This window comes from Pseudomonas sp. 44 R 15 (assembly GCF_900004965.1).
In the GTDB taxonomy this organism is placed as follows: domain Bacteria; phylum Pseudomonadota; class Gammaproteobacteria; order Pseudomonadales; family Pseudomonadaceae; genus Aquipseudomonas; species Aquipseudomonas orientalis_A.
In genome coordinates, this window is the sequence record NZ_CVTU01000085.1 from 59,064 (window position 1) to 81,437 (window position 22,374).

At 61.8% G+C, this 22,374-nt stretch carries 20 protein-coding genes; 3 read left to right on the plus strand and 17 right to left on the minus strand.

All coding sequences use genetic code 11. The annotated features are described in order from the left end of the window. Positions 1 to 102: 102 nt before the first annotated feature. Both BFP93_RS10815 and BFP93_RS10820 read left to right on the plus strand, forming a co-directional pair. Entirely contained in the window at positions 103 to 381 is a 279-nt protein-coding gene (locus tag BFP93_RS10815; protein WP_065893066.1) for a hypothetical protein, read from the plus strand. Between the two features lie 11 nt (positions 382 to 392). Then, positions 393 to 722 (plus strand): DUF6388 family protein, encoded by a 330-nt coding sequence (locus tag BFP93_RS10820; protein WP_065893067.1) that lies wholly within the window; start codon positions 393 to 395, stop codon positions 720 to 722. Here the strand turns inward: BFP93_RS10820 and BFP93_RS10825 are convergent. From BFP93_RS10825 to tssA, 16 genes are read right to left on the minus strand one after another with little or no spacing between them, the layout of a single operon-like run. Continuing rightward, a complete protein-coding gene (locus BFP93_RS10825) occupies positions 692 to 1,570 on the minus strand; it encodes a serine/threonine-protein kinase (RefSeq protein WP_083205649.1) in 879 nt (292 codons plus the stop codon). The two genes, BFP93_RS10820 and BFP93_RS10825, sit on opposite strands and share 31 nt — an antisense overlap. Beyond that, positions 1,567 to 2,289, minus strand: a complete 723-nt coding sequence (locus BFP93_RS10830; protein WP_065893069.1) for a PP2C family protein-serine/threonine phosphatase — start codon at positions 2,287 to 2,289, stop codon at positions 1,567 to 1,569. Before BFP93_RS10830 ends, BFP93_RS10825 begins: the two co-directional genes overlap by 4 nt. Beyond that, positions 2,286 to 5,642, minus strand: a complete 3,357-nt coding sequence (gene tssM / locus BFP93_RS10835; RefSeq protein ID WP_065893070.1) for a type VI secretion system membrane subunit TssM — start codon at positions 5,640 to 5,642, stop codon at positions 2,286 to 2,288. The genes BFP93_RS10830 and tssM overlap by 4 nt, the downstream gene beginning before the upstream one ends. 20 nt (positions 5,643 to 5,662) lie before the next feature. Continuing rightward, entirely contained in the window at positions 5,663 to 6,523 is an 861-nt protein-coding gene (icmH, locus tag BFP93_RS10840) for a type IVB secretion system protein IcmH/DotU (RefSeq protein ID WP_065893071.1), read from the minus strand. 5 nt (positions 6,524 to 6,528) lie between these two features. Next, complete coding sequence (gene tssK, locus BFP93_RS10845; RefSeq protein WP_065893072.1) at positions 6,529 to 7,857, minus strand: type VI secretion system baseplate subunit TssK; 1,329 nt, start codon at positions 7,855 to 7,857, stop codon at positions 6,529 to 6,531. A 1-nt stretch (position 7,858) separates the two neighbouring features. Further along, positions 7,859 to 8,344, minus strand: a complete 486-nt coding sequence (gene tssJ / locus BFP93_RS10850) for a type VI secretion system lipoprotein TssJ (RefSeq protein WP_065887439.1) — start codon at positions 8,342 to 8,344, stop codon at positions 7,859 to 7,861. A gap of 5 nt (positions 8,345 to 8,349) precedes the next feature. Next, complete coding sequence (tagH, locus tag BFP93_RS10855; protein ID WP_065893073.1) at positions 8,350 to 9,540, minus strand: type VI secretion system-associated FHA domain protein TagH; 1,191 nt, start codon at positions 9,538 to 9,540, stop codon at positions 8,350 to 8,352. Between the two features lie 20 nt (positions 9,541 to 9,560). Continuing rightward, a complete protein-coding gene (locus BFP93_RS10860; protein ID WP_065893074.1) occupies positions 9,561 to 9,692 on the minus strand; it encodes a type VI secretion protein in 132 nt (43 codons plus the stop codon). Then, on the minus strand, positions 9,692 to 11,236 hold the full coding sequence (locus BFP93_RS10865) for a sigma-54 interaction domain-containing protein (protein ID WP_065893075.1): 1,545 nt from the start codon (positions 11,234 to 11,236) through the stop codon (positions 9,692 to 9,694). The genes BFP93_RS10860 and BFP93_RS10865 overlap by 1 nt, the downstream gene beginning before the upstream one ends. Then, positions 11,233 to 13,671: an AAA family ATPase gene (locus BFP93_RS10870; protein WP_065893076.1), complete on the minus strand. Its 2,439-nt coding sequence runs from the start codon at positions 13,669 to 13,671 to the stop codon at positions 11,233 to 11,235. The genes BFP93_RS10865 and BFP93_RS10870 overlap by 4 nt, the downstream gene beginning before the upstream one ends. Before the next feature lie 12 nt (positions 13,672 to 13,683). Beyond that, on the minus strand, positions 13,684 to 14,691 hold the full coding sequence (gene tssG, locus BFP93_RS10875; RefSeq protein WP_065893077.1) for a type VI secretion system baseplate subunit TssG: 1,008 nt from the start codon (positions 14,689 to 14,691) through the stop codon (positions 13,684 to 13,686). Next, positions 14,655 to 16,442 carry a type VI secretion system baseplate subunit TssF gene (gene tssF, locus BFP93_RS10880; RefSeq protein ID WP_065893078.1) on the minus strand — a complete coding sequence of 596 codons (1,788 nt, stop codon included), beginning with the start codon at positions 16,440 to 16,442 and terminating at the stop codon, positions 14,655 to 14,657. The genes tssG and tssF overlap by 37 nt, the downstream gene beginning before the upstream one ends. Continuing rightward, the gene (tssE, locus tag BFP93_RS10885) at positions 16,432 to 16,833 is read right to left on the minus strand and encodes a type VI secretion system baseplate subunit TssE (protein WP_065893079.1); all 402 of its coding nucleotides are present in this window, start codon (positions 16,831 to 16,833) and stop codon (positions 16,432 to 16,434) included. Before tssE ends, tssF begins: the two co-directional genes overlap by 11 nt. 14 nt (positions 16,834 to 16,847) lie before the next feature. Then, positions 16,848 to 18,329 carry a type VI secretion system contractile sheath large subunit gene (gene tssC / locus BFP93_RS10890; protein WP_065893080.1) on the minus strand — a complete coding sequence of 494 codons (1,482 nt, stop codon included), beginning with the start codon at positions 18,327 to 18,329 and terminating at the stop codon, positions 16,848 to 16,850. Positions 18,330 to 18,344: 15 nt separating this feature from the next. Continuing rightward, positions 18,345 to 18,854, minus strand: coding sequence for a type VI secretion system contractile sheath small subunit (gene tssB, locus BFP93_RS10895; RefSeq protein WP_065893081.1), 510 nt, complete (start codon positions 18,852 to 18,854; stop codon positions 18,345 to 18,347). 23 nt (positions 18,855 to 18,877) lie between these two features. Next, the gene (gene tssA / locus BFP93_RS10900) at positions 18,878 to 20,431 is read right to left on the minus strand and encodes a type VI secretion system protein TssA (RefSeq protein WP_065893082.1); all 1,554 of its coding nucleotides are present in this window, start codon (positions 20,429 to 20,431) and stop codon (positions 18,878 to 18,880) included. A gap of 466 nt (positions 20,432 to 20,897) precedes the next feature. Here tssA and BFP93_RS10905 point away from each other — a divergent pair, with 466 nt between their 5' ends. Continuing rightward, on the plus strand, positions 20,898 to 21,413 hold the full coding sequence (locus BFP93_RS10905; RefSeq protein WP_065893083.1) for an Hcp family type VI secretion system effector: 516 nt from the start codon (positions 20,898 to 20,900) through the stop codon (positions 21,411 to 21,413). 49 nt (positions 21,414 to 21,462) lie between these two features. On the opposite strand, the gene BFP93_RS10910 is transcribed toward BFP93_RS10905, so the two are convergent. After that, positions 21,463 to 22,284, minus strand: a complete 822-nt coding sequence (locus tag BFP93_RS10910) for an aldo/keto reductase (RefSeq protein WP_065893084.1) — start codon at positions 22,282 to 22,284, stop codon at positions 21,463 to 21,465. Between the last annotated feature and the right edge of the window lie 90 nt (positions 22,285 to 22,374).

Consider the following 22,374-nt stretch of genomic DNA (forward strand, 5'->3'; position numbering starts at 1 on the left):
AGCTTTCCGTGTGTCGAAGGATGTTACAACCTGGCTAACGCCGGGTGTCTACTCAGGGAATACGGCCTGTATGCAAGCAGGCACAAAGGAGAGAGCTTTACCATGCACGATAAGCAGTCCAGCCCCATGCGTCCTCTGTTCGTCACCATCCTGTTGTGGTTGTGCAGTGTGGTGCTGTTATTTGTGATCAAGAATGTCATCGAACTGTTCACCGGGCCCGTCGCGGAAACCTGGATAGACCTGGCGTTGGTGCTCGTCGCCTACCTGATGTTCTTTTTATTGGCGCCGGTGCAGCGCTGGATCCAGCGCAGGTCGCGCAAGCGCGCTCGGCGTCACGTCGGCAGGCACGCGCCCGACGTCGACACCCATCCCTCTCACTGAGGGGCCTGGCGTTGTTAGCACCTGGCGATAACTATCAACGCGCACTGGACCGGTTCCTGCGCGAACACCCGGACGTGGCCGCCGAACTGGACAGCCTCAACCCTCTGGCCGCCCAAGCCAGGGGGGAAAGCGTGGCGCAGTATCGTACCGAGCGTCTATACGAAGCATTCGAGGCGCAGGCCGAGCGCGAAGGCTTGTTCGCCTGGGAGCTGACCCTCAAGCTGACGACCGACTCCAGCCAAGCCTTCGAAGCCCAGCGCCTTGAGGTGCATAAGGAAGTCGCACAGATGGCCGGCATGAGCTGGGCCGACTACTGCCAACTGCATGACTTGAGCGGCTGACGCGGCGGCCAGCCGTACCAGCGAGGCCGCTTGCAACCGATGGCCTCGCGCAATTCGGCCACCGTCAGGGTCCGCCGTTGCGGGTCCGGCGCCAACGCAGTATGGAGTGCCGGCCAGCAACGCCGCGGCAACTGCCTGGGCCGTGACAGTGTGTGGCCCGGTGGGTAATCGTCACGGCGACGCCCCTGGGCCAGCTCATACAGAACACACGCCACGCCATACAGGTCGGCCGCGGGCGTCAATGCGCCACCGGCGAGTAACTCAGGCGCTGCATAGGCGCGAGTCCAGGCATTCAACCGGCTGCGACTCACACTCGGCAAGTCCGCTGTGGTTTGCACAATGGACTGCCCCAGGCCGAAATCGAACAGGCGCACGCCCTCTTCTCCCACGATGACATTGGCCGGTTTGATATCGCCATGCAGCACGTTGTGTTGATGGGCGTAAGCCAACGCATCCAGCAGTTGCAGGGCAATCGGTTGCAGTTCGGACCAAGGCAGTCCGTCGGGACATTCCAGCAGCAACCGGTCAAGCGTCATGCCATGCAGCAGCTCCATGGTGAAAAAAGCGATCTGGCTGCAGGTATCCACCTCAAACGAATACATCCTCACTACATGTTCGTGGCGCAGGCGCCGAGACAACGCAAACTCGCTGTGCAGCAATACATGGGCATCCGGGCACGCCGATAAAGACTCGTCCAGCAGCTTGAGCGCCACACCTGAACAAGGTTCGCCGAACTGCTCCTGCAACAGATCGCGCGCGCGGTACACCACGCCCATTCCACCCCGGCCCAAGACGTGCTCAAGGTGGTAGCGCCCGACCAGCAACAGCGGAGTCGATCCTGTCTTCATGACTGCACCACCACGGCGGTCAGGTCGTCGCGCGCCGGAGTGTGCAGCGCGCTGGCGAACAATCTGTCCACAACCTGTCGCGGCCCGCCGGCGCTCAACGCCCGGCCCAGTTGGGCATGGCTGAGGGCCTGGTAGAGACCATCGCTGCACAGTAAAAATACATCGCCGGGGCGGGTCCTGAGCTCCAGCACCTCCAGGCGCAAGGGCGAGTGCCCGCCAACCGCACGGGTCAAGGCTCTGGCATCAGGGTGAGCGCGAGCCTGGGTTGCACTCAGCCGACGCTCGTCCATAAGACGCTGCAACAGCGAATGATCCCGGGACAGCTGGTACAGGGTCTGCTCGCGCCACAGATAACAGCGGCTGTCCCCCGCCCACACACACGCCGCACGCCCGTGCTCCAGCAATAGCGTCACCACCGTGCTGCCTGTCACGGCATTGCCGGATGCCCCTGGCGCCTGCCGCGCATTCGCCAGCCGCTGATTGACACCCTGCAAGCTCTGCCGGACCGCATCGACCCGCTGATCAAGACTGCCCCGCGCGGGCAACGCAGCCAGGCTGCCGATCACCCACTGGCTGGCGACATCGCCGTGCCGGTGCCCGCCCATGCCGTCCGCCACGGCCCAACAGCCCAGCTGCGGGCAATCGAGCAAGGCATCCTCATTACGCGGCCGTGATTGCCCGCGCTGTGTACGCCCGGCACTGCGCCATGTGGGGCTCACAGTTGCTCCGGCAGGCGAAAGGTGCGCCACGTGTCCATTTCAAATGGGCTGGGTGTTCGCTGGCTCGCCAGCAGGTAATGGGCGCGCAGCCCGGCCAGGTCGGCCTTGACGATCTGCGCGTTGCCGCCGGTGGCAGGCTCTCGGTGCAGCAGGTCGAAAAACCGGAACAACGACCAGGCGCCGGTGTTCTTCTCGATACCCAGGGGCCGCAGTTCGGCGCCTCGCTCCAGCACGAGGCTGGCACGACCGTTGTCCGCTTCGATGGGCCAGCGGAACGCCATGGGGATGATCGGGCCGTGCCGGTATTCCAGCTGCTGTCCACCCAAGCGCAAAGTCGCGCGGTTGACCGACTGATCCAGGCTGTAGGGCGCCAGGGTAAAACGCACGGCCAGCTCGCCCTGCTCCTCGGTGAAGAAGCCACGCCGGATAAGCTGGGCTTTCGTCAATTGATCCAGCAGCGAGCGCGAGAGGGGTAAACCCTGCCCGTCCAGTCCGCGTAACCGGTAGCGCGTGCCATCGGCGCTGACAAAAGGACGCAGGTAAGCTTCGTAAAAACGCGCCAGGACACCCTGGGGTTTGAAAAACTCGCGAAAATCCTCAAGGGCCACATCACTCGTGGCGTGGGCAGTGAACGGATACCGTTGGCGAATCGTCCTGGCGTAAAGACCCTGCACCTCGCTCTGGTAGTGCTGATTGACGTGGGCATAGGCCTGGTCCAGCACATGGCGCCAGGTTTCTTCGGCAATCCCTTCGAACCACCCGGCCAGCGGAAGCGGCAGACGGGCGGCCGCTTCACGCAGGTCACCCAGCACGTCCTGCTGGCCGTCCATGCGCCGCTTTGCCCGTAAAAAAGCCGCCTGCTCAGGCGAACCCTCACGGTTCAGCGCCGCCAATTGCAGGTGCAATTGGTCGAGCAGGCCCAACCCCCGGGCCAGCTCGGCGCCGGGATTCTGCTGCTCGTCCAGCAATTGATGCAGCGGTTCAAACCGCCGCTGCAACGCCCGGCGCGCCGAGTCGCCCAGGCTTGCCTGCCCCTGCGCCAACGCCGCCTTGGCAATGGAGCCCAACGCACCTGCCGGCTGGGCCGCCGTGGCCGGCAACTCCAGGCCAGGCAGTAAACGGGTGTTCTCACGAAGCTGCTGCAATAACAGCAGTACCGGCGATTGCGCCGAGGTCAGCCCCGCGAGCCGTTCAGCATCCCCGCGAAGGCTGTCGGTTGGCAACAGCCTGACACGCCCGAGGACGTCGCTCCAGGCCTGGGCGTATTCGCTGAAGTAGCGCTGTTGCAGTTCGGTCATCAGACGCTGCAAATCCTCGGCGCTCAAGTCAGTGCCTTCCCCCAGTACCCAATTATCCTGGGCGATGGCGTTCACCAGCCGGGGGCCCTGGGTTTGGAAGTACTGCACATACCTTTTGGTGTAGAAACCGGGAACAGAGGGCGCGATGGCCGCAAATACCTTGCCCTCGGCCAGGCGCAACGGCTCCAGGTCGCGCGATTGTTCGCGCAGCACTCGATACACCACATCGGCCAATGACTCTCCCCGCAGCGCGGCACGCGCCTGGGCCACCAACTCGTCATTGAGCGGTGCTGAAAACGGCTGTTCGAGCAGTCGCGCCCAATGTTCATTCAGGCGCGTCTGTACCGGCGTATCACCGGCAAACCGCAGCGACCAAAAGCTCGCCATATGCTGCGCCAGCCACGCGGTATCACGCCGCTCGCGCAGATTGAGCATCAGGTACGCACGCAGGTTGTCGAGCAGGCGTTCCCTGTCGCCGAGGCTGGCGCGTACCTGCTCTTCCAGCAGGGCCGCGGTGCGGCCCAGCAGTCGCTGCTGCAACGCCTGCTCATAGGCGCGCGTCACCCATGGACGGCTGACCTCGCCTTGATACAGGCCGGCACGCTCAATCAGCGCAGTGTCGCCTGCGGGGGGAAATATGCGGGTTGCCGCCCAGCGCGCGTCCAGCAGCGCCAGGGTCGTCAAGGTTTCATCGCTACCCGGAGCAACGGGCGCGCTGAGTGCAGCGATCTGAGCCAAACGCTGCTGGTTGATCGCGTAACTGTGCATCCACAGCCCACCGGCACACGCCAGAACCAGCGCAACGGCACTCCCCAGCAAGCCGTTGCGCCGCCAGATGCGCTGTCGCTCGCGGCTCTGCAACGCGGCCAGATCCGCCTCGGCAAAAATCACCCGGCTGAACAGCCCCTGCACGAAATAGCTGCGCCTGTCACTGGCACAGGTCAGGTAGAACCCGCGTAAACCGTTGCTGCGCGGGTAGCGATGGGCACCGAACACCCACTCGATGAACAGGCACAACTGCTCGCCCATTCGCGCCGCCTGCTGGGGAAGCTCAAGCATCTGCCTGCGACGCTCGACATCGCGTTCCTGGTGCAATCGCTCGATCAATTCAGTGTGCAAACGTTGCAGCAACTGCTCGAACGCCTGGCGAACCTGGGTCATGTCATTGCCCGCCTTCTCAGCCCCCAGCGGCTGGCCCAGCACCGCGTCGACATCGTCCGCCGAGGGTGAGTCGAAGTACTCGGTGAACCCCGACAGTCGATCAGCCTGGGTCAACACCAGGTAGACGGGTACATCCACATGCAGCACCTGCTGGATTTCCTGCAGGCGCGATCGCACGTGGCGTGCCGATTGCTCCAGATCGTGCTCGTTAGCGCTCAGAAGGCTGTCCGCCGAAAGCGTCACCACCACGCCGTTGAGCGGACGCACTCGGTGCCGCCACTTCAGCCTGTTCAACAGTGTGGTCCAGCCGGCGACATCCACCGAACGGTCGGGTTGAAGCAGATAGCGCCCTGGCGTGTCGATGAGCACAGCGTCGTCGGCAAAGTACCAGTCACACTGTGCGCTGCTGCCCGTGGACCCTGTGTCCATCTGATCGAGCGGTGACCGCAACCCGGCTGCTTCCAACAGCTGGGTCTTGCCACTGCGCGGTTCACCGATCACCAAATACCAGGGCAAGTCACGGCGCCAACGCGCATTACGCTCCGCATAGCGAGGTGAGGTTTTCAACCGGTGCAGCGCTTCCCTGAAACGGCCACGGACGTACTTGCGCTCCTCCTCCACCGCCGCCAGCGCAGGTTGGCTCGCGGGCGAATCCGGCGTTTCGCGTGCGGCGGCGCGGCGCCCATCCGCCATGACCATCGCCAACCCCCACAGCAGAAACAAAACGCTGATGGTGACCAGGCGGGCAGTCGCGCCCTGCCAGAACCGGTGGTCGTCCACAGCCAGCAGCGGCCCGACACACCACACCAGCACAGCGCAGCAAAGCACCAGTATCAGGCTCCAAACCCAGACTCTGCCCAGCACGGCGCCCACGCCCTTGAAAAATGCGTTCATTCATTGCTCCCTGCGTTTTTTTACAAGGGCGTGCGGGTAAGCTCCGACGCCGAAAGTTGAAGAGGCTGCAGCGCGTTCGCCCTTTCTCGCTCCAACACCCAGCAGAAGCCGGCGTACATCGCGAGCAAACAGCACAGCGTGAAGGCAACACACCAGCGGGCAGGGATGACGCGTATGCACCTGCTTCGCGCGCGTCTCTGCCCGGTCGGCAAGACCGGCGCCGACGACGGGTTGCCACGCACCTGCCGGATCTGTCGATACAGGCCATCGCGGACGGCCTCCAGATGCAGCATCCCCCGCTCCATCACGCGAAACTTTCCTTCGAACCCCAGGGACAGGCACAGGTACCCCAACTCAAGCATCGCCACGTTTTTTATCGGGTCACGCGCCAGGCGTTCGAGCAACTGGAAGACCTTCTCGCCGCCAAATGTCTCGTGGTGAAAGCGGCTCAACAGACTCATCTTCGACCAGTCGCTTCGAGCGCCCCACGCCGTGGTGACGACGGCTTCGTCAATCAGGCTGCACAACACGTAGCGCGCAGACATGACCTGAGCGTTTTCAACGCCTCCCTGCAGGGCACGGGTTTCGAATTGAGTCACCGCCGATGACAATCGATCGTTGATCGTGACGAGGTTTTCACGACCGGAGCAGCCCTTGAGCCGGACCACTTGCGACAATACCTCCCAAGCCGCGACCACCAACGGGTTGAGCGTTGTCGTGAAGCTGTGTGCGTCCAATGCCTGGCTCGCATAGATCATCCGATCCTGTAACTGTTCGTAGCGTGGCGGCGAAGGGAACTGCGTGAGCGGCCCTTGTGCGGACCCAAGGCCGTCGCGGTCGAGCAAGACGGTCTTTTCATCCTGCGAATATTCACTGTCCATAGCGTTCAATTCCTGATGGCCCAGAAGGTCAACTCAAGCCCGGAGAACTCGCCCCCCACGTGGAAGGCGAACCCACCCGACTGCTGCAGCTGTGCGATGTCGCGGGCACTCATGTCCAGCATGAAATACGTCTTGCCGGCATGAAACGGAATCTGGCGCGGCGCTACGGGCAGTGGCTTGACCTTGATCCCCGCCAGATGCAGGTTGACCAGCTCGCGTATGCGCTCAACGGGACCGATTTTCAGATGCGCTGGCAGGCGTTGGCGTAATTGCTCCGAATCAGACTGCGCGGAGGCCGCCAGGATGAACGTCGCAGTGCCCAGCAATTTCAAGTCGCTTACCGGGCAAACCAGTACGCCGTACTGACGCTGTTGCAACGTCAACTCGATAGAGTGTTGTTCCAGCACGACCGACAGCACGCCACGCACTGCTTCCATCAGCCCACGGAAGCTTGCCCCCTGGTCGGCGTGCCGGTAATGCACGTCCAGCTCAGCGCGCCTGCTATCGCTGGCGAACGTTGATAACTCGCCGAGCAGCGCGAGCAGTGCACTGAACACCGCCTCAGGGCGAACCCGGGCCTGGCTCAAGCAGTGACGCAGCGCAAGCTCGGTACGATTGATGACTTGCAGCATCAGAAAATCGCCCACCTGAGTGCCGGCGGCGGTGCTCTCCCCCCTGATCCGCGCGGCGATGGCATCGCCTCGCGACGCAAGCAAGCCGATCACCTCCTTGAGACAAGAAGCGACATACCCGCGGTCCTGCATAAACATGAACGTAGGCACGAACTCCGCGTCCAGGCGCACGCCCCCCGCGTCGGTAGACTCCAGCACCTGTGCGACCTTGAGTGTGACGTAACCCTGTTCCCGCTGCCGCTCACCCAGCAGGAGACGCAGATCAGGCCGCGCGCAATGAATCAGGCAACGCGAGCCGGTCCCGGCATTCGAGTCGCCCACCTCCACTTCACAGCTGAGGTAGCGCGCCAGGACATCGCCCTGCTCCGGTTGACGGGCTTCAATCTGATTGTCGGTCGCCAGTAACAGCGCCAGGTAAACGGCCTGTTCCCCGGCATTGGCGGGCACCTGTAATACCAGCGGTTCCATGGCGGTACCGTGGTCGAACAGAGTGCCGTCCGGCAACACACCGCTGGCTTGAGTGACCACCAGCTTGCCCAGGTTGAGGTACTGCACATCGAACTCCAGCGTGAGGAATCCCCAGGCATCAGGGCCCAGCAGACGCGTCTGGTTGAGCTGTTGCTGGTAATGCCGGTCGTTGTGCTGCAAGTGCTGTGGCCGCAACAGCATGCCTTCCTGCCATATGACTTTATGTGCGTGCATATCACTGCACCTCCTTGTCGGAACGCGGGTCGGCAAGCCGGATTCCGTCCTGGTCCAGCACCAGCTCGGCACGGTTCAATTGCCGGGCGGTGAGCGGAACGAGCAGTCGCCACTGAACGTGCGGCAAGTCGCGATAGGCCGCCAGAACGCCGACAAAATGACTGTTTGGCTCGACCCTCAACTTGAGTGCCTGTCTATCGCCCGGGCGCAGTTCAACTTCCTCACTGCTCACCCAGTCCTTCGGCAAAACCTGCTCGGCGTTGTCATACAGGCTGAAGAAGTCGGCATTCTCAAAGGCAACGCCATGGCGCAGTTCAATCAACTGCAGCACGACCGGCGAGGGTCGACCCTGAAGATCCGGGTTGACGCGCTCATTGGCGCTCAGTACCAGGTCCAGTTTGGTCAACGTCGAGAACGGCGATAGAGCGCTGCAGCCAGCCAACAGGCCGAGCATGAGCGACAACGATGTGAGCGCGGCTCGATACATGAACGTCATCCTGGATAATCGTTGTGCAGGGTTGAGATCAGGCGCACCTGTTCCTCATAGGCCCTGGCGAAGTCGCTGCCCAGCGGTCGCTCGTCGAACTGCCCATCCGCCACCAGGCGCCGGTAGTGACGCAGGTATGCCCGCCAGCGCGCGCCGTCGGCACTCCATCGGGGGGCTGCTTCCTGAAATTCGGCGCATGCCAGTAAATGGCCTGGAGCAAAAGCGGCCCGAGCGTTACGCAACGCACTTCGACAGGCACTCAGCAACGCGACCTGATGCACTTGCAGCGCCCGGTGCGCCTGGGCGATCGCCTGTTCGCCAGACAACGGGGCCACTTGCGCCATGTCCAATATCGCGGTTAACGCTGCGTCGGTATCGATACAACTGCGCAAGGGGTTGTGGGCGGTGCGCAACGCGTCGGCAGGCAGCGTTGCCAGTTCGCCCTGCAATTGCTCACAGGTGCGCAGGCTGCTTTGCAGGCGTTCTACCTCCAGCCGAAACAAGCGCGCAACCTTGATTGCCAGCGCTTCTCGGGCAGCGCTGTCAAGCCTGCCCAGGTCCAGCCCAAGCGCGGCTGCGAACGCGATCCAGAAGACCTCGTCGGGCGAGGTTGCCATCGCGACCGGCTCAACCGCCGGCATCTCTCTGACGGGCTCGACCCGGCACGGTATCGCGACATGTTCACGGTCTGCGGCATACCGATCAGCCCACGCGCCGAGTTCGCCAACACCTGTACTCAACGCCGCCAGCTCATCCGAGGCATTATGCCGCTGGTGCTCGAGGTCCAGCGCCTGCAACGGGTCCAGCCCCAGGAACGCGTCATCGGGAATCGGTGTCCCCGTACTGATCGACTGCTCGTCGAAGGGTTGAGCAGGTTCCATCAACCGCGCGCGTACCAACAACATCCCCAGTTCGAACACATCGCCATCCTCGATCAAGCGCGCCTGCCCCTTGCGCAGTCGTTCGCCACTGCCTGGCATGCCGATACCGTTGCTGCTGATATCGGTGAGAAAGTAACGTCCTTCCCGGCACCCCACCAGAGCATGGTGGCTGGAGAGCAAGCGACTGGGATCGTGGATTACCCAGTCACAGCCGGAGCCACGGCCAATCACGCCGCCGACGCCGTCAAAAACCTTGCGCACCGTGGACGCCGAACCGGCGCCTGCGGCCTCACTGACTTCAAACACGAGTTGCATGGTCAGGCTCCCTCCTCTGTTCAGCGGCCACGGATGACCGCCTGAGGCTCACCCAAAGGCCGGTATTGGGCGTCATCGAATACATAGTTGGCGTTACAACCGCCGAGCAGACACAGCACAAGCACGACGAGGTGCCGGGGACGATCAAGCATCAGGTTTCTCCTCGGTGAATAGGCACGCCGGCATCGCCGCAGGCAATGTTTAAGCGCGCAAGCCGGTACAGCAGCGTGCGCCGTGCAACCCCCAGTTCCCGTGCGGTACGGGTTCGGTTGCCACGATTCTTGTGCAGGCAATCGAGCAGGAACACCCGCTCTACCCGCTCCATACGCTGGCGCAGCGTTACATCATCAACGGCGCTCGCCACCGCCTGGGGCAGCGACAGGTGCACCGGCAGAATCACGTTGTCGTCACACAACAGCACGGCTCGCTCCACCAGGCACTTGAGTTCACGCACGTTGCCGGGAAAGGGATGACTCGACAGTTGATCAAGGGCGATATTGGACCACTGCACAGGCGTCCTCCCCAGGCTTGCGCACGCTTTGGCGGCGAAATGCCGTGCCAGTTGCAGCACATCTCCATCCCGCTCACGCAAGGCCGGCAACTGGATGGGGAACTGGGCAAGCCGGTAATAAAGGTCTTCGCGAAAGCTGCCTGCAGCGACCATGGCCGCCAGATCGCGGTGGGTGGCCGCGATGATGCGCACATCAACCTTGTGCGCGGCACTGGCGCCCAATGGGCGAACCTCGCCTTCCTGCAATACCCGCAATAGCTTTGCTTGCAGGGACAGCGGCATGTCGCCGATTTCATCCAGCAGTAACGTGCCGCCATGCGCGGCGTCGAACAGCCCGGCATAGTTGCGCTCGGCACCGGTGAACGCGCCTTTTCGGTAGCCGAACAGCTCACTCTCCAGCAAGCCTTCCGGGAACGCTGCGCAGTTCTGCACCACAAATGCCTTGGCCGCGCGCGGCCCTGCCAGGTGGATGGCCCGAGCCACCACTTCCTTGCCGGTGCCGGTTTCGCCCCGCAGCAGGACGGTATAAGGGGTATGCAGCACCTTGCCGATCAATTGGCAGGTCTGCGCCATTGCTGTGCTGCCGCCAATCAGGCCATAAGTGTCGACCAGCGACTTCTCGGGCCCTTGCGGTGCAACAGCCGGCACCCACCGCAGGCTGCGCAACAGGGCCAATTGGTGCAAGGCGAAGCTGCCGAACCGGCCCAGCGAGTGCGCGTACCCCTGTAACGGCGCCGGGCGTTGAGCGGCGCATAGCAGCACAGCCGTGACTGCATTGAGGCGGTTGAACAGCGGCACACTCAACAGGGCGCGCCAGGGTGACGCGAGCACTGGCAAGAAAGTCGTGTCGTAGGGGCTGTCCTGCCCGTCATTCACATGGACGGCAACGCCCTGGTTCACGGTGTCGCGCAGCAACGGCACCTGCCGCAGATCGATAGCTGCAGCCGCAACCACCAGCGAGGGTGTCGCGCTCAGGTGTTGGGCGATCAGATCGAGCCGGCCGGTTTCTTCATCGAGCCGGTACAACTGGCTCAGTTCACAGCCGCTCATGTGGGCCGCAGCCGAAACGCACACACCGGGCAATGAAGCGACGTCAGTGTCCAGGCCGATTCGTGTGAACCAGTCGAGCATGGCGCTGGCATGGGCAAGCGGATCAGGCAGTTGCTCAAGGCTTTTTTCGGTCATTGGCTGAACTCACAGACGGGCTGGCCGTTGCCATCCAATCGGGCATGCACCGAGGCAAGCGGTGCGTCCGCGGCCATGGCGCCGAGCAGGCCATCCACCATCTGCGGCAATAAATGCCGCTCGATCCACTGGTCGATGTACCGCGCACCGCTGTCACCGTCAGCGCAACGCTCGGTCATGTGCGCAACCAATCCCGGCGACCAGGTGAACGCCAGTTGGCGTTGCTGCAGCCGCTGGCCAAGGCTCGCCAGTTTGAGTGCGGCCACCTCGTGCAGCACCTTTTCCCCAATCGGGTAATACGGTACGACACGCATGCGGGCGAGCAAGGCGGGCTTGAAGTGGGCACGCAGTACCGGGTAAATCGCGTCTTGCAGCACCTGGGGATCAGGTCGTTGACCGTCTGCGCAGAGCGCGTTGATACAGTCGCTTGCCAGGTTGGAAGTCATCAGCAGCACGGTATTGCGAAAGTCGATTTCCCGCCCTTCGCCATCATTGGCACGGCCTTTGTCGAAGACCTGGTAAAACAGGTTCAAAACCTGCGGATCGGCTTTCTCCACCTCGTCGAGCAGCACCACCGAATAGGGGCGCTGGCGTACGGCTTCGGTCAATACCCCGCCCTCGCCATAACCGACATAACCCGGTGGCGCGCCGATCAGTCGGGAAAGCGCGTGCTTCTCCTGGTATTCCGACATATTGATCGTGGTGACGAACTGCTCACCGCGGTACAGGAGATCGGCCAGCGCCAGCGCCGTTTCGGTCTTGCCGACGCCGCTTGGCCCCACCAGCAGAAACACCCCGACAGGCGCATCGACCTTGTCGATCCCGGCGGCGACCGCACGCAAGGCACGATCCAGGGCCTGGACGGCGTGTTCCTGCCCAAGCACGCGCGCGCGCAAAGCCTCGGCAAAACCCAGGACTTTTTCATTGGGTTCGAAGGCCAGCTGCTCAGTGGGAATACCGGTCCACGCGCTGATGACGTGCGCTATGCCACGCGGGCACACCTCAGGTTTGGCCAACGGTTGCTCACCCAGCTCAAGCCAGCGCCGCTCAAGTGCCAGGCCCTCGTGCTCGAGGGTTTCCAGGCGCAGCTTCAACGCCTGCAAGGCCTGTGTGTCCACCGGCAAACCGAGTTCGGCGTCTCGACCCAGCGCCCGCGCCTGCCGCTGACCCTCGATCAGTTCGGCGCGTACCGCCTGCAATGCCTGTGGCGGCATGGCCTGACGCGCGCGAACACTGGCACAGGCGGTGTCCAGCACGTCCACTGCCTTGTCCGGCAGCTGTCGGCCTGCAAGATAGCGTGCGCTCATGCGAGCGGCCGCCACCACTGCATCATCACGCACATACACGCCATGACTCGCTTCATAGACAGGCACCAGTCCCCGCAGAATCGTTACCGCCTGCTCGACACCGGGTTCCTCGACCAGTACCGGCTGGAAGCGCCGCGCCAGGGCCGGGTCCTTTTCGATGTAGCGCTTGTACTCCGACCAGGTGGTGGCGGCAATCGTACGCAGTGCGCCGCGAGCCAGCGCCGGCTTGAGCAGGTTGGCCGCGTCCAGGCCTCCCGGCTGGCCGCCGGCGCCAACCAGGGTATGGGCTTCGTCGATAAACAGGATCACCGGCTGCGGTGATGCGTTCACTTCATCGATTACCCCTTTGAGACGCCGCTCGAACTCGCCCTTGAGGCCGGCCCCCGCTTGCAGCAGGCCCATATCGAGGACCAGCACGCGCACTGCTTTAAGGGCCTCGGGCACTTGCAAAGCGACGATCTGCAACGCAAGGCCTTCGACGATCGCCGTTTTCCCCACCCCGGCCTCCCCCACCAGAATCGGGTTGTTCTTGCGCCGCCGCAGCAGAATATCGATCAACTGGCGTATTTCACGCTCACGACACAGCACGGGGTCTATCCGGCCCTCACGAGCCTGCCGGGTGAGGTCCTGGGTAAAGCGCTGCAACAGCGACTCGTTGGCAATCGGCTGATTCTCGCAGGGCCGGCTTTTCAGGAAATCCTGCAGCCTGCTTGTGTCCAGGCGGCTGAGCACGGCGTAATACCCGCTGCCCGCATGTTCCAGCGGGTGCTGTAAAAGTGCCAGCAACAGCGCGCCGTGATCGACGAAACGTTGACCCAATTGCGCGTGAGCAATGACCAGCGCCTGTTGTAACCACAGCACCAAGGCCTGGGCGAATACCGGGTTGCGTGTAGCACTCTGCTCACTCCTGGGCTGCAAGGCCGCCTGCAGTTCGCCCACGGCAACGCCGGCATCGGACAACGCCTTGGCCATCAGCCCGGCGGGATGCTCGAGCAAGGCCAGGAGCAGATCCTCCACTAACACTTCATGGCCGCCTCTCGTCATGCAGCGCTCGGCGGCACGCGTCAGGTCACGGCGGGTCTGGTCCGTCAACGTGCGGATCAGTTGTTGCAGGTCCACATTAATCATGCTCATCGATCCTTAATGAAAATGCCCGGCGAGTGTGATCGCACCCTCGGCTCGTTCATGCTCCAGCCAACTGGTCCAACCCAGGCGGCACACATTGTCAGCGCCGATGTGCAGCGCCCGGATTTCGCCGGGCGCCAGCACCAGGCGCAGGTCAAATTGCAGCGCGTCCGGCGCGGTCAGACGCACCAGCGAACACGCCGGGGCATACGCCGTTCCCGTGGGGAGAAAATCGTGAAAGCGCTGCCAACCCAACGCGGTGATATGCACCCTGAACTTGCCGCTGCGGTCGGCGATCCGGCGCCCCAGCACCAGGTCCTGGCCAAGCCCACAGTTGGCGCGGCCCAAGTCATTGCACTGCGACGGCGCAACGTCCACCGTGCGCGCGACCCACTGTTCGATGAACACCGAGGCATGTTTGAAGTAATACCGCAGGACGGTCTCGATCAGCGCAGCCGAGTGCGTTCGCAGGCTCAGAAGCCCGAGGTAAGGCAGCAAGCGCTTGCAATCGAGACGCGAGGCACCCCTTAGCGCGTGGCTGCCGAGGCCGATCAGCGCAAACATCTGCTGCGAAAACCCATCACTGGCGCCCTGTTGGAAACAGGCCGGGTAACGGTACTTGCGCCAGATCGGTAACATCAGGCGGTGCAATCGGTGGTGGAACATGTCGAGGAAATCCCGCGTGGGATTACCACCCGCGCGTTCCGCCAATGCCTGCTCAGCGTAAAACGCGGGCAATGGTGAACCGGCGCCGAACAACCCCAGCACATTGATGCGCAGGCGCGCCCGCAACGTCTCGTGGTCCATGAAAAACTCCACGCGGTCAATATCGTGCCCCGCAAACCCCAGGCCCGGATTGGCCTGGAACTCCAGCAGGTCGTACAGCGCCTCCTCATCCAGCCGTGGATGGGCTTGGCGCAAGCGTGCGACCACCTGCACCACCGCCTGGAACAGCGTGTATTCGCGGATGCCACGGCAAAGCCGAGTCAAAGCAGGGGTTGCTGACCCATCTGGAACGGCCATAGGTACACGTCTCCTTGTGTGCTGATAACTCGCAACTCGTGATAGGAATTGAGGCTGGCGTACAGCGCAAAGAACTGATTGAGAACCGAAGCGAACACAAACAGATCGCCCTGGCCGGCAAACCCCAGAGGGTCCACGGTCAGGTCCACCCGCAATCCGCGAATCGGCAGGCCACGGTGTAAACGGTCAACCGCTTCATGCTGGATCGAGCGCAGCGCCCCCAACTTTTTCCGGCTGATGTTCAGCGCCTGTCGATCGTGATAGCGCGGCAGATCGTAGGTTTCGAGAATCACCCTCAGCGCGTTGATATCGGTCAACGACAGATAGTTGAGCGACATGTTGCTGATCAGCTTCCAGAGATAGTCCTGGTCCAGCGGCGGCGCAAAACTCGCGGTCGGCGCGCAGATATTGCCAAACGTCAACGACTCCGGGGCGTGCTCGCCGGGCTGGTTGATTTCACCGGCCCGTAACTGTCGCGGCAGGCCGGCATTGGTGCACGTCAGCTCGATTGACAGGGTTTCCGGGCCCTGCTCGCGGCGACCATCAAACCTTATCCAGGTAGCCAGCCCATCATGCTGTACCGAAGGCCGTTGACGAATGCTGAAGCTGGGGCGCGCGCCCGTAGTCTGCAGGTCGCCGTCATGCTCGAACGACTCAAAGGGCACGTACGTCTGATGTCCCAGGCCACCGGGGCGCCATCCTGTAACACGATCAACCGAAAACACACCGGCATTTGCCGGGGAGTATTCCCCGGGCAGCAGGAGGTATTCGTCCTGTTTTCCGTCCAGCCGAATGGGTATCGCATCGTGATTGAACAGGTTGACGATCGGCGTGCAGTACAGCTTCACGTTGTCCAGGGTGGGCCGCCCAAGCGCACGGCCCTGGCCGCGTAGCTCGAAGCGCAACAGCATGCCGTGCGCCTGCTTGAGCACCTCCTGGGGAAACCGATGGAGGGCAGCCAAGCCTTCGATATCGACAAACAAGTACTTCTCGGGAAACGTGAAATATTCCTGCAAGTGGCGATAACCGCAAAAGGTGTTTTGCGGGTAGGGAATCAGTGCGTGTTCCTCTGCGAAACCCACCGGCCGGACCTGGCCGGCGCTGAGCCTTAGCGTGGCAGGCTGATCATCGATTCCGTTGACCGGCGAACCGTCCTGGTCCAACAGTTGCAACTCAATGCTGTGCAGATGGCGCAACAGGCCCAGGTACAGGCCTTGGCTGACAGAGCGGTCTCCGGCCAGGTGCAGGCGCAACGAATCGAATGTCAACGCACTGAAATTGCCCGCTGCGCTCATGGTCAGGCGCAGGTCCAACCAGTCCACTGCGCCCTGGCAGGTATAGTCCAGGCTACGCAGTTGCAACGGCATGACGTCGATGGCATAGCAGGTTTTGAAACGGCAACGTTCGCCTTTGATGGGCAGGCTTTCCACGGCGGTATCCCGTGCCACTCGAATACTGGGGCCGGCGCACTTCAACGGGTCAAATTGCAGGATGCTCATAGCAGGCATCGGCCGCATGTAGTTGGGCCATAACAGATGCATCAAGGAATGCGTCAGCTCAGGCAGCTCGTCATCCAGCTTCTGACGCAGGCGCGCGGTCAGGAATGCAAAGCCCTCCAGCAAACGCTCCACATCCGGGTCCTGACCGGCCTCGGCGAGAAACGGTGCCAGGGCCGGGTTGCGCTCGGAAAAGCGCCGCCCGAGTTGCCGCAGGGCACTGAGCTCGCTTTGAAAATAACGGTTAAAGGCCATCTGCGCAGACCTCCACTTGCCCTGCATCCGCCAGGCGCGCATGGAACACGACAGATTGGGTGCCACCGTCAATGAGCAGTCCGGCGTCAATGGCAAATGCCAATGCCAACGTTTCGTGCACGCGGGGCAGCACCCTGACGCGTACATTCACCAGCCGAGGTTCGTAGGCCTGGATGAAGCGCTCGATCAGCAGCCGCGACTGCGTCAGGGATTCGTGCAGGCTGAGCCGCATATCATTGAGATCAGGCAAGCCGTAATCCGGCAATGTCTGGACGCTGCCTGCGCGGGTGCTGAGCATTTTCGTCAAATGCGCCGCGACGGACGTCACGCGGCACACACTGGCGCAGGCGTCGGGCTCAAGGCGCTCGAAGAGGCTTCTGCAGTGGCGCATTCCCTGGCTTCGACTCATTCTTTATCGAGCTTGCCGACCAGGGACAAGGTGAAGTCCGCCCCCATGTACTTGAAATGCGGGCGTACGCTCAAGCTGACGCGGTACCAGCCCGGGTCCCCCTCGACATCGCTGACGACAATGCGCGCTGCGCGCAGTGGACGCCGCCCGCGCACTTGCGCACTGGGATTCTCCTGATCCGCCACGTACTGGCGAATCCACTTGTTGAGTTCCAACTCCAGGTCGGTCCGTTCCTTCCACGAGCCCAATTGTTCACGCTGCAGAACCTTGAGGTAGTGAGCCAGGCGATTGACCACCATCATGTAAGGCAACTGGGTACCCAGCCGGTAGTTCAGTTCGGCTGCCTTGCCCTCCTCGCTGATGCCGAACGTCTTGGGTTTCTGCACGGAGCTGGCGGAAAAGAAGGCCGCGTTGTCACTGCCCTTGCGCATGGTCAGGGCGATGAACCCTTCCTGCGCCAACTCATATTCGCGCCGGTCCGAAACCAGTACCTCGGTAGGAATCTTGGTTTCAATCTCGCCCATGCTCTGGAAGTGATGCAACGGCAGGTCCTCGACCGCTCCCCCACTCTGGGGGCCGATGATGTTGGGACACCAGCGAAAACGCGCGAAGCTGTCGGTCAGGCGTGTAGCGAAGGCGTAGGCCGTATTGCCCCACAGGTAGTGTTCATGGCTGTTGACCACAGTCTCCTGGTAGGCAAAGGTCTTGACCGGGCATTCGAGGGGGTCGTACGGCGTGCGCAGCAAAAAGCGCGGGACCGTGAGGCCGATGTAGCGCGCATCTTCGCTCTGGCGAAAACTCTGCCACTTGGCAAACTGAGGGCCTTCGAAATGATCCCGCAGATCCTTGAGGTCAGGCAGGCCGGTAAAGCTTTCCAGACCAAAGAAACCTGGCCCGGCCGCCGCAATGAAAGGGGCGTGAGCCATACCGGCAACAGCAGCCACGTATTGCATGAGCTTTACATCAGGCGCGCTGGGCGACAGGAAGTAGTTGGCGATGATCGCCCCTACCGGCTGCCCGCCAAACTGGCCGTATTCCGCACTGTAGATGTGCTTGTAGAGCCCCGACTGGGTAACTTCCGGGGAATCCTCGAAATCGTCCAGCAGGTCCTGCCGCGAGACATTCAGCAGCTCTATCTTGATGTTCTCACGAAAGTTGGTGCGCTCGACCAGCAGTTGCAGCCCGCGCCAGGCCGCCTCCAGGGCCTGGAAATCCGGATGGTGCAGAATCTCGTCCATCTGCCGGCTGAGCTTGGCATCGATCTCGGCGATCATCCGATCGACCAGCCGTTTCTTGACTGGTTCTTCGCGGTTGTGGGGCTTGACCAGTTCCTCGATAAACGCCGACACACCGCGCTTGGCAATGCTGTACGCCTCGTCATCGGCACTCAGTAGCGTCTGGGCAATGATGTTGTCGAGAATGCTGCACTCGTCGGCGGCTTTTGGCAGGGGCTGCGGGTCATGCTGGGGAGTTGTCATGGTGTCAGTGTCCTTTTACTGAATAGGTTCGGCATCAGCGTTGCTCAGCCCCAACTCGGCCAGTACCCGAGCACGGGAGTCGTCATCGGCCAGTGCCTGCTCAATGGCTTTGCGAAAGCTCGGGGTGTTGCCCAGCGGCCCCTTGAGCGCCACCAATGCCTCTCGCAGCACCATCAGCTTTTGCAGCTGAGGTACTTGCTCGACCAGGTTGGCGGGGTTGAAATCCTTCATCGAGTTGATCCGCACCTGGATCGCCAGATCGTCGACGTCAGCGTCTTCCTGCAGGCGATTGGGCACGCTCAATGTCAAGTTCAGGGCCTGTTTGGCCAACACCTCGTCGAAGCTGTTCCTGTCGATGCCGATAGGCTTGCGGTCTTCAAGCTTGCGTGGGTCCTCGCGTTGTGAAAAATCCCCCAGCGCCAGCAGTTTCAAGGGCAGCTCGACTTCCTCCTGCGCACCACCAACGGCGGGTTTGAAGGTGATATTGATACGTTCCTTGGGTGCTACCGAACCGTCTTTGGCCATGGTGTTACTCCTTTTGATGATTTTTATTCGAGTACCGTTTCCAGATCGAAATGGCACAGCCGGCGGTGCGTCGCCTCCCTGCTTTCGCGCACGGCGTGGCTTTGCGGCAACAGGTCATAGCAGCGGTACAAAAGCCTGCCGACGTGCAGGGCCAGTTCCGGCTCCCAGCGGTCCAGGCCCGCGCGCTGTAATTCGAGGTCCAGCTGTTCCAGTTGAATCCTGCCCAGGTCAGGCTTGCCCGCCCGTATGCACAACCTGGCCAGCGCCAGTCGCCAATGAAAGCGCGCGCGTTCACTGCATGCGCTCTGCAAACCTTGCTTGAGCACGCCCACTGCAGTCTTGAGCCCTTCCTGGCGCAGGCTCGGCATGGCCGCCTGCAAGGCGGCTTCCCAGGGTTCGCTGCCGACATCGGCGACAGCCGTGAAAGGCTCGGGTTTGTGCAGGTGGCGAATCACGTGGAGCGTGATCCATTCACCAGTCGCGGGGGCCGCAAACGGCGTACCGTCGTCGAAGCGCAATTCAGGCAGGTTCGGCAAACGTTGCAATAACAGCGCGAAGCTCATTTCCAGCTCAGTCATTGCCTGGTTTGCGTGCAAGGCTTCAAGGCATTCCCAGACCATGCGCAGGCCATCAAACCAGAACAATGCGCCCGCCAGGCTGGCCTCGAGCTCAAGCAACAGCTCGGCGTGATGGCCATGACCGAGACGATCCTGGTAACGCTTAAGCTTGTCGGGAGCCAGCGGGCGCAAGGCCGTCACCCCCTCGCTGTTGGCATCGGGATAGTTGACGAGGCTCAGCCAGGCCAGGGTTCGCCCCAGACGCAAGGCCCGCAGGTCGGTGGCATTGTGGCGCAACCACCAGCTACATAACGTTCGGGCCTGTTCCTGTAAGGCGCGCAGCGCTTTGTGGGCATCCTTCTCGTTGTTGATGGGCGATTCAGGCTTGAACAGTTGCGTGCTCGCCTGCCTGACCTGGGCAATGACACCCGCGATGCCCGCCGGCTCCTCGCCGCCCTGGGTGGCACGCGCCAGGCGCTCCGCCAGTTGACGCCGGCTCGGCAACAACAACGGGGCGTCGCTGCCCAGATGCTCGTTCAACAACTCATCAAGGCGCACGAGGTGTTCATGCAGCGCCCGGAACAACGGCAACTGGTCGACAAGAGACAGGTTGTGCGAGAAGAGCGAGTCGAGGCGCGCCACCAGCCAACCCAACGCGGCAGCGCGGGTGCGTGGCTTGGCGGGATACACCTGTGCCCAGTGGTGCTCACAGAGATAAACCAGCAAGACGAGACCGGCCAGCAGTCCGGGAAATGAATCACGCTGGTGCAGTGCCCAGGTGAGCCATACAGCGACGCGCAGATCCTTGGATTGCTCACGCAGCACGCGCTCACTGAGCTCGCAGACCTGCTGCCAATCCGGCAGGCTCGCACCATGTATCGAGTGTGTCTTGGCGACCTCGGTTTCCACGGTTTCAAACTCACTCGAAAAACGCACGTCGTTGCCGGCGAAATTCCCCGGCGAACAAGGGCTTCGTGCAAGTTCCTGGTAATAAGCGCAAAGCTTTTCTGAATGAACCATTTTTTGGCCGCACACAACTAATAAGGCTGAATAGGCAAACCAGATACCGAGAAATACGGATCAGAGTGCCGCTAACCCCGCGTTCAACACGCTACGAAGTGAACAAACCTTAGCCACCTTAAAAACAACCAGCAAGCCGCAGGGCGGGACTTAAGGAATTTCCTACAACGCCTTGAAATCAAGGCCTGCGCAATGAATTGCGCACTTAATAAGCGAGAAAACCCTTCAGTTACCCGCACCTGCGTTTAATGACTCACTCATCATCACGAGCAATTAACTGCGCAGTTGTGTGCAACTTTAATTACTAAAAAACTCATAACTCCCTGGCGTATTAAATCTTTCCAACGGCATCGCCTTTATTTCATTGGGGCACGCACTTTCAGGCACGCTTTTTGTTATAGGCATTTACCCGCCCGGCAACTTTGCTGTTCGGGAGTACCTACTTAACCAGACAAGGAAACCCGTCATGCCAACACCCGCGTACCTCTCCATCACCGGTGTCAAACAAGGCTTGATCACCGCAGGTACATTTACCCAGGACTCGGTAGGAAACATTTATCAGGAAGGCCATGAAGATCAGATCCTGGTGCAGGCGTTCGCGCATCAGGTGATCATTCCCCGGGATCCGCAATCGGGCCAGCCGACCGGCCAGCGTGTGCATAAACCGCTGATGGTGAGCAAGGTCTTCGACAAGTCCTCGCCCCTGCTATTCAGTGCACTGACCTCGGGGGAAGAAGTGTCGTGCCGGCTGGAATGGTTTCGTACCTCTTCGGCAGGCACCCAGGAGCACTACTTCACCGTTGAACTGGAAGGCGCGACGATTGTGGACATCCAGTCGCGCATGCCCAATTGCCAGGACCCGGACAACGCCCATTTCACCCACCTGGAGGACGTGTATTTCAGCTATCGCAAGATCGTCTGGACCCATGAAGTAGCCGGCACGTCCGGCTCGGATGACTGGCGCAGCCCTGTGGCCGGCTAACCGCGGCGTAGGCGGGAACGGTCCAGGGAAGGCACCGTTCCTGCCGGCACTACACCATCGCCAGCGGATGCTTGCGCTTGGGCGCGCCGAACACGCGATCAATCGCGTCCAGGTCATGCTCGTCCAACACCAGCTTCACAGCGGCGGCGTTCTGCCGTATGTGTTCGGGAGTGACCGCCTTGGGGATGGCGATTACGCCGTCTTGACGCAAGACCCAGGCGAGAGCGACTTGCGCGGGAGTGGCCTCATGACGACGGGCAATCTCCTTGAGCGTCTGGCTGGCCAACAGCGCACCGCCCTGGGCAACAGGACAGTAAGCCATCAGTGGCAAATGGTGCTGTTGCCACCACGGCAGCAGGTCGAATTCAATACCACGCTCTTCAATGTTGTAGAGCACCTGGTTGGTTGCACACACGGGGGATGCCAGTTCCTGCAGGTCTGCCACATCAAAATTGGAAACACCCCAACGGCCGATCTTGCCCGCTTCGCGCAAACGCTCGAACGCCTCGACGGTTTCTTCAAGAGGGTATTGGCCGCGCCAGTGCAGCAGGTACAGATCGATGTAGTCGGTGCCCAGGCGCTGAAGGCTCGCTTCGCACGCACGGGGCACGCCGGTGCGGCTGGCATTGTGCGGATAGACTTTGCTCACCAAAAATACCTGGTCGCGCCTGCCCTGGATGGCCTCGCCGACCACCTTTTCCGCACCGCCTTCGCCATACATTTCAGCGGTATCGATCAGGGTCAGGCCCTCGTCGATGCCCAGTTGCAAGGCGCCCACTTCGGCGCGGTGCCGGTCCGGGTCTTCACCCATGCGCCAGGTGCCCTGGCCAATGACAGGGACGGGAACGCCGGCCAGATCGATAGTACGCATGACAACCTCCTGATGAGTTGGCGAATTAACAGTGTGGCATTGACCGGACAAAAGGGTTCAATCGCAGTATGGTTGGCCTTTGATCAATCG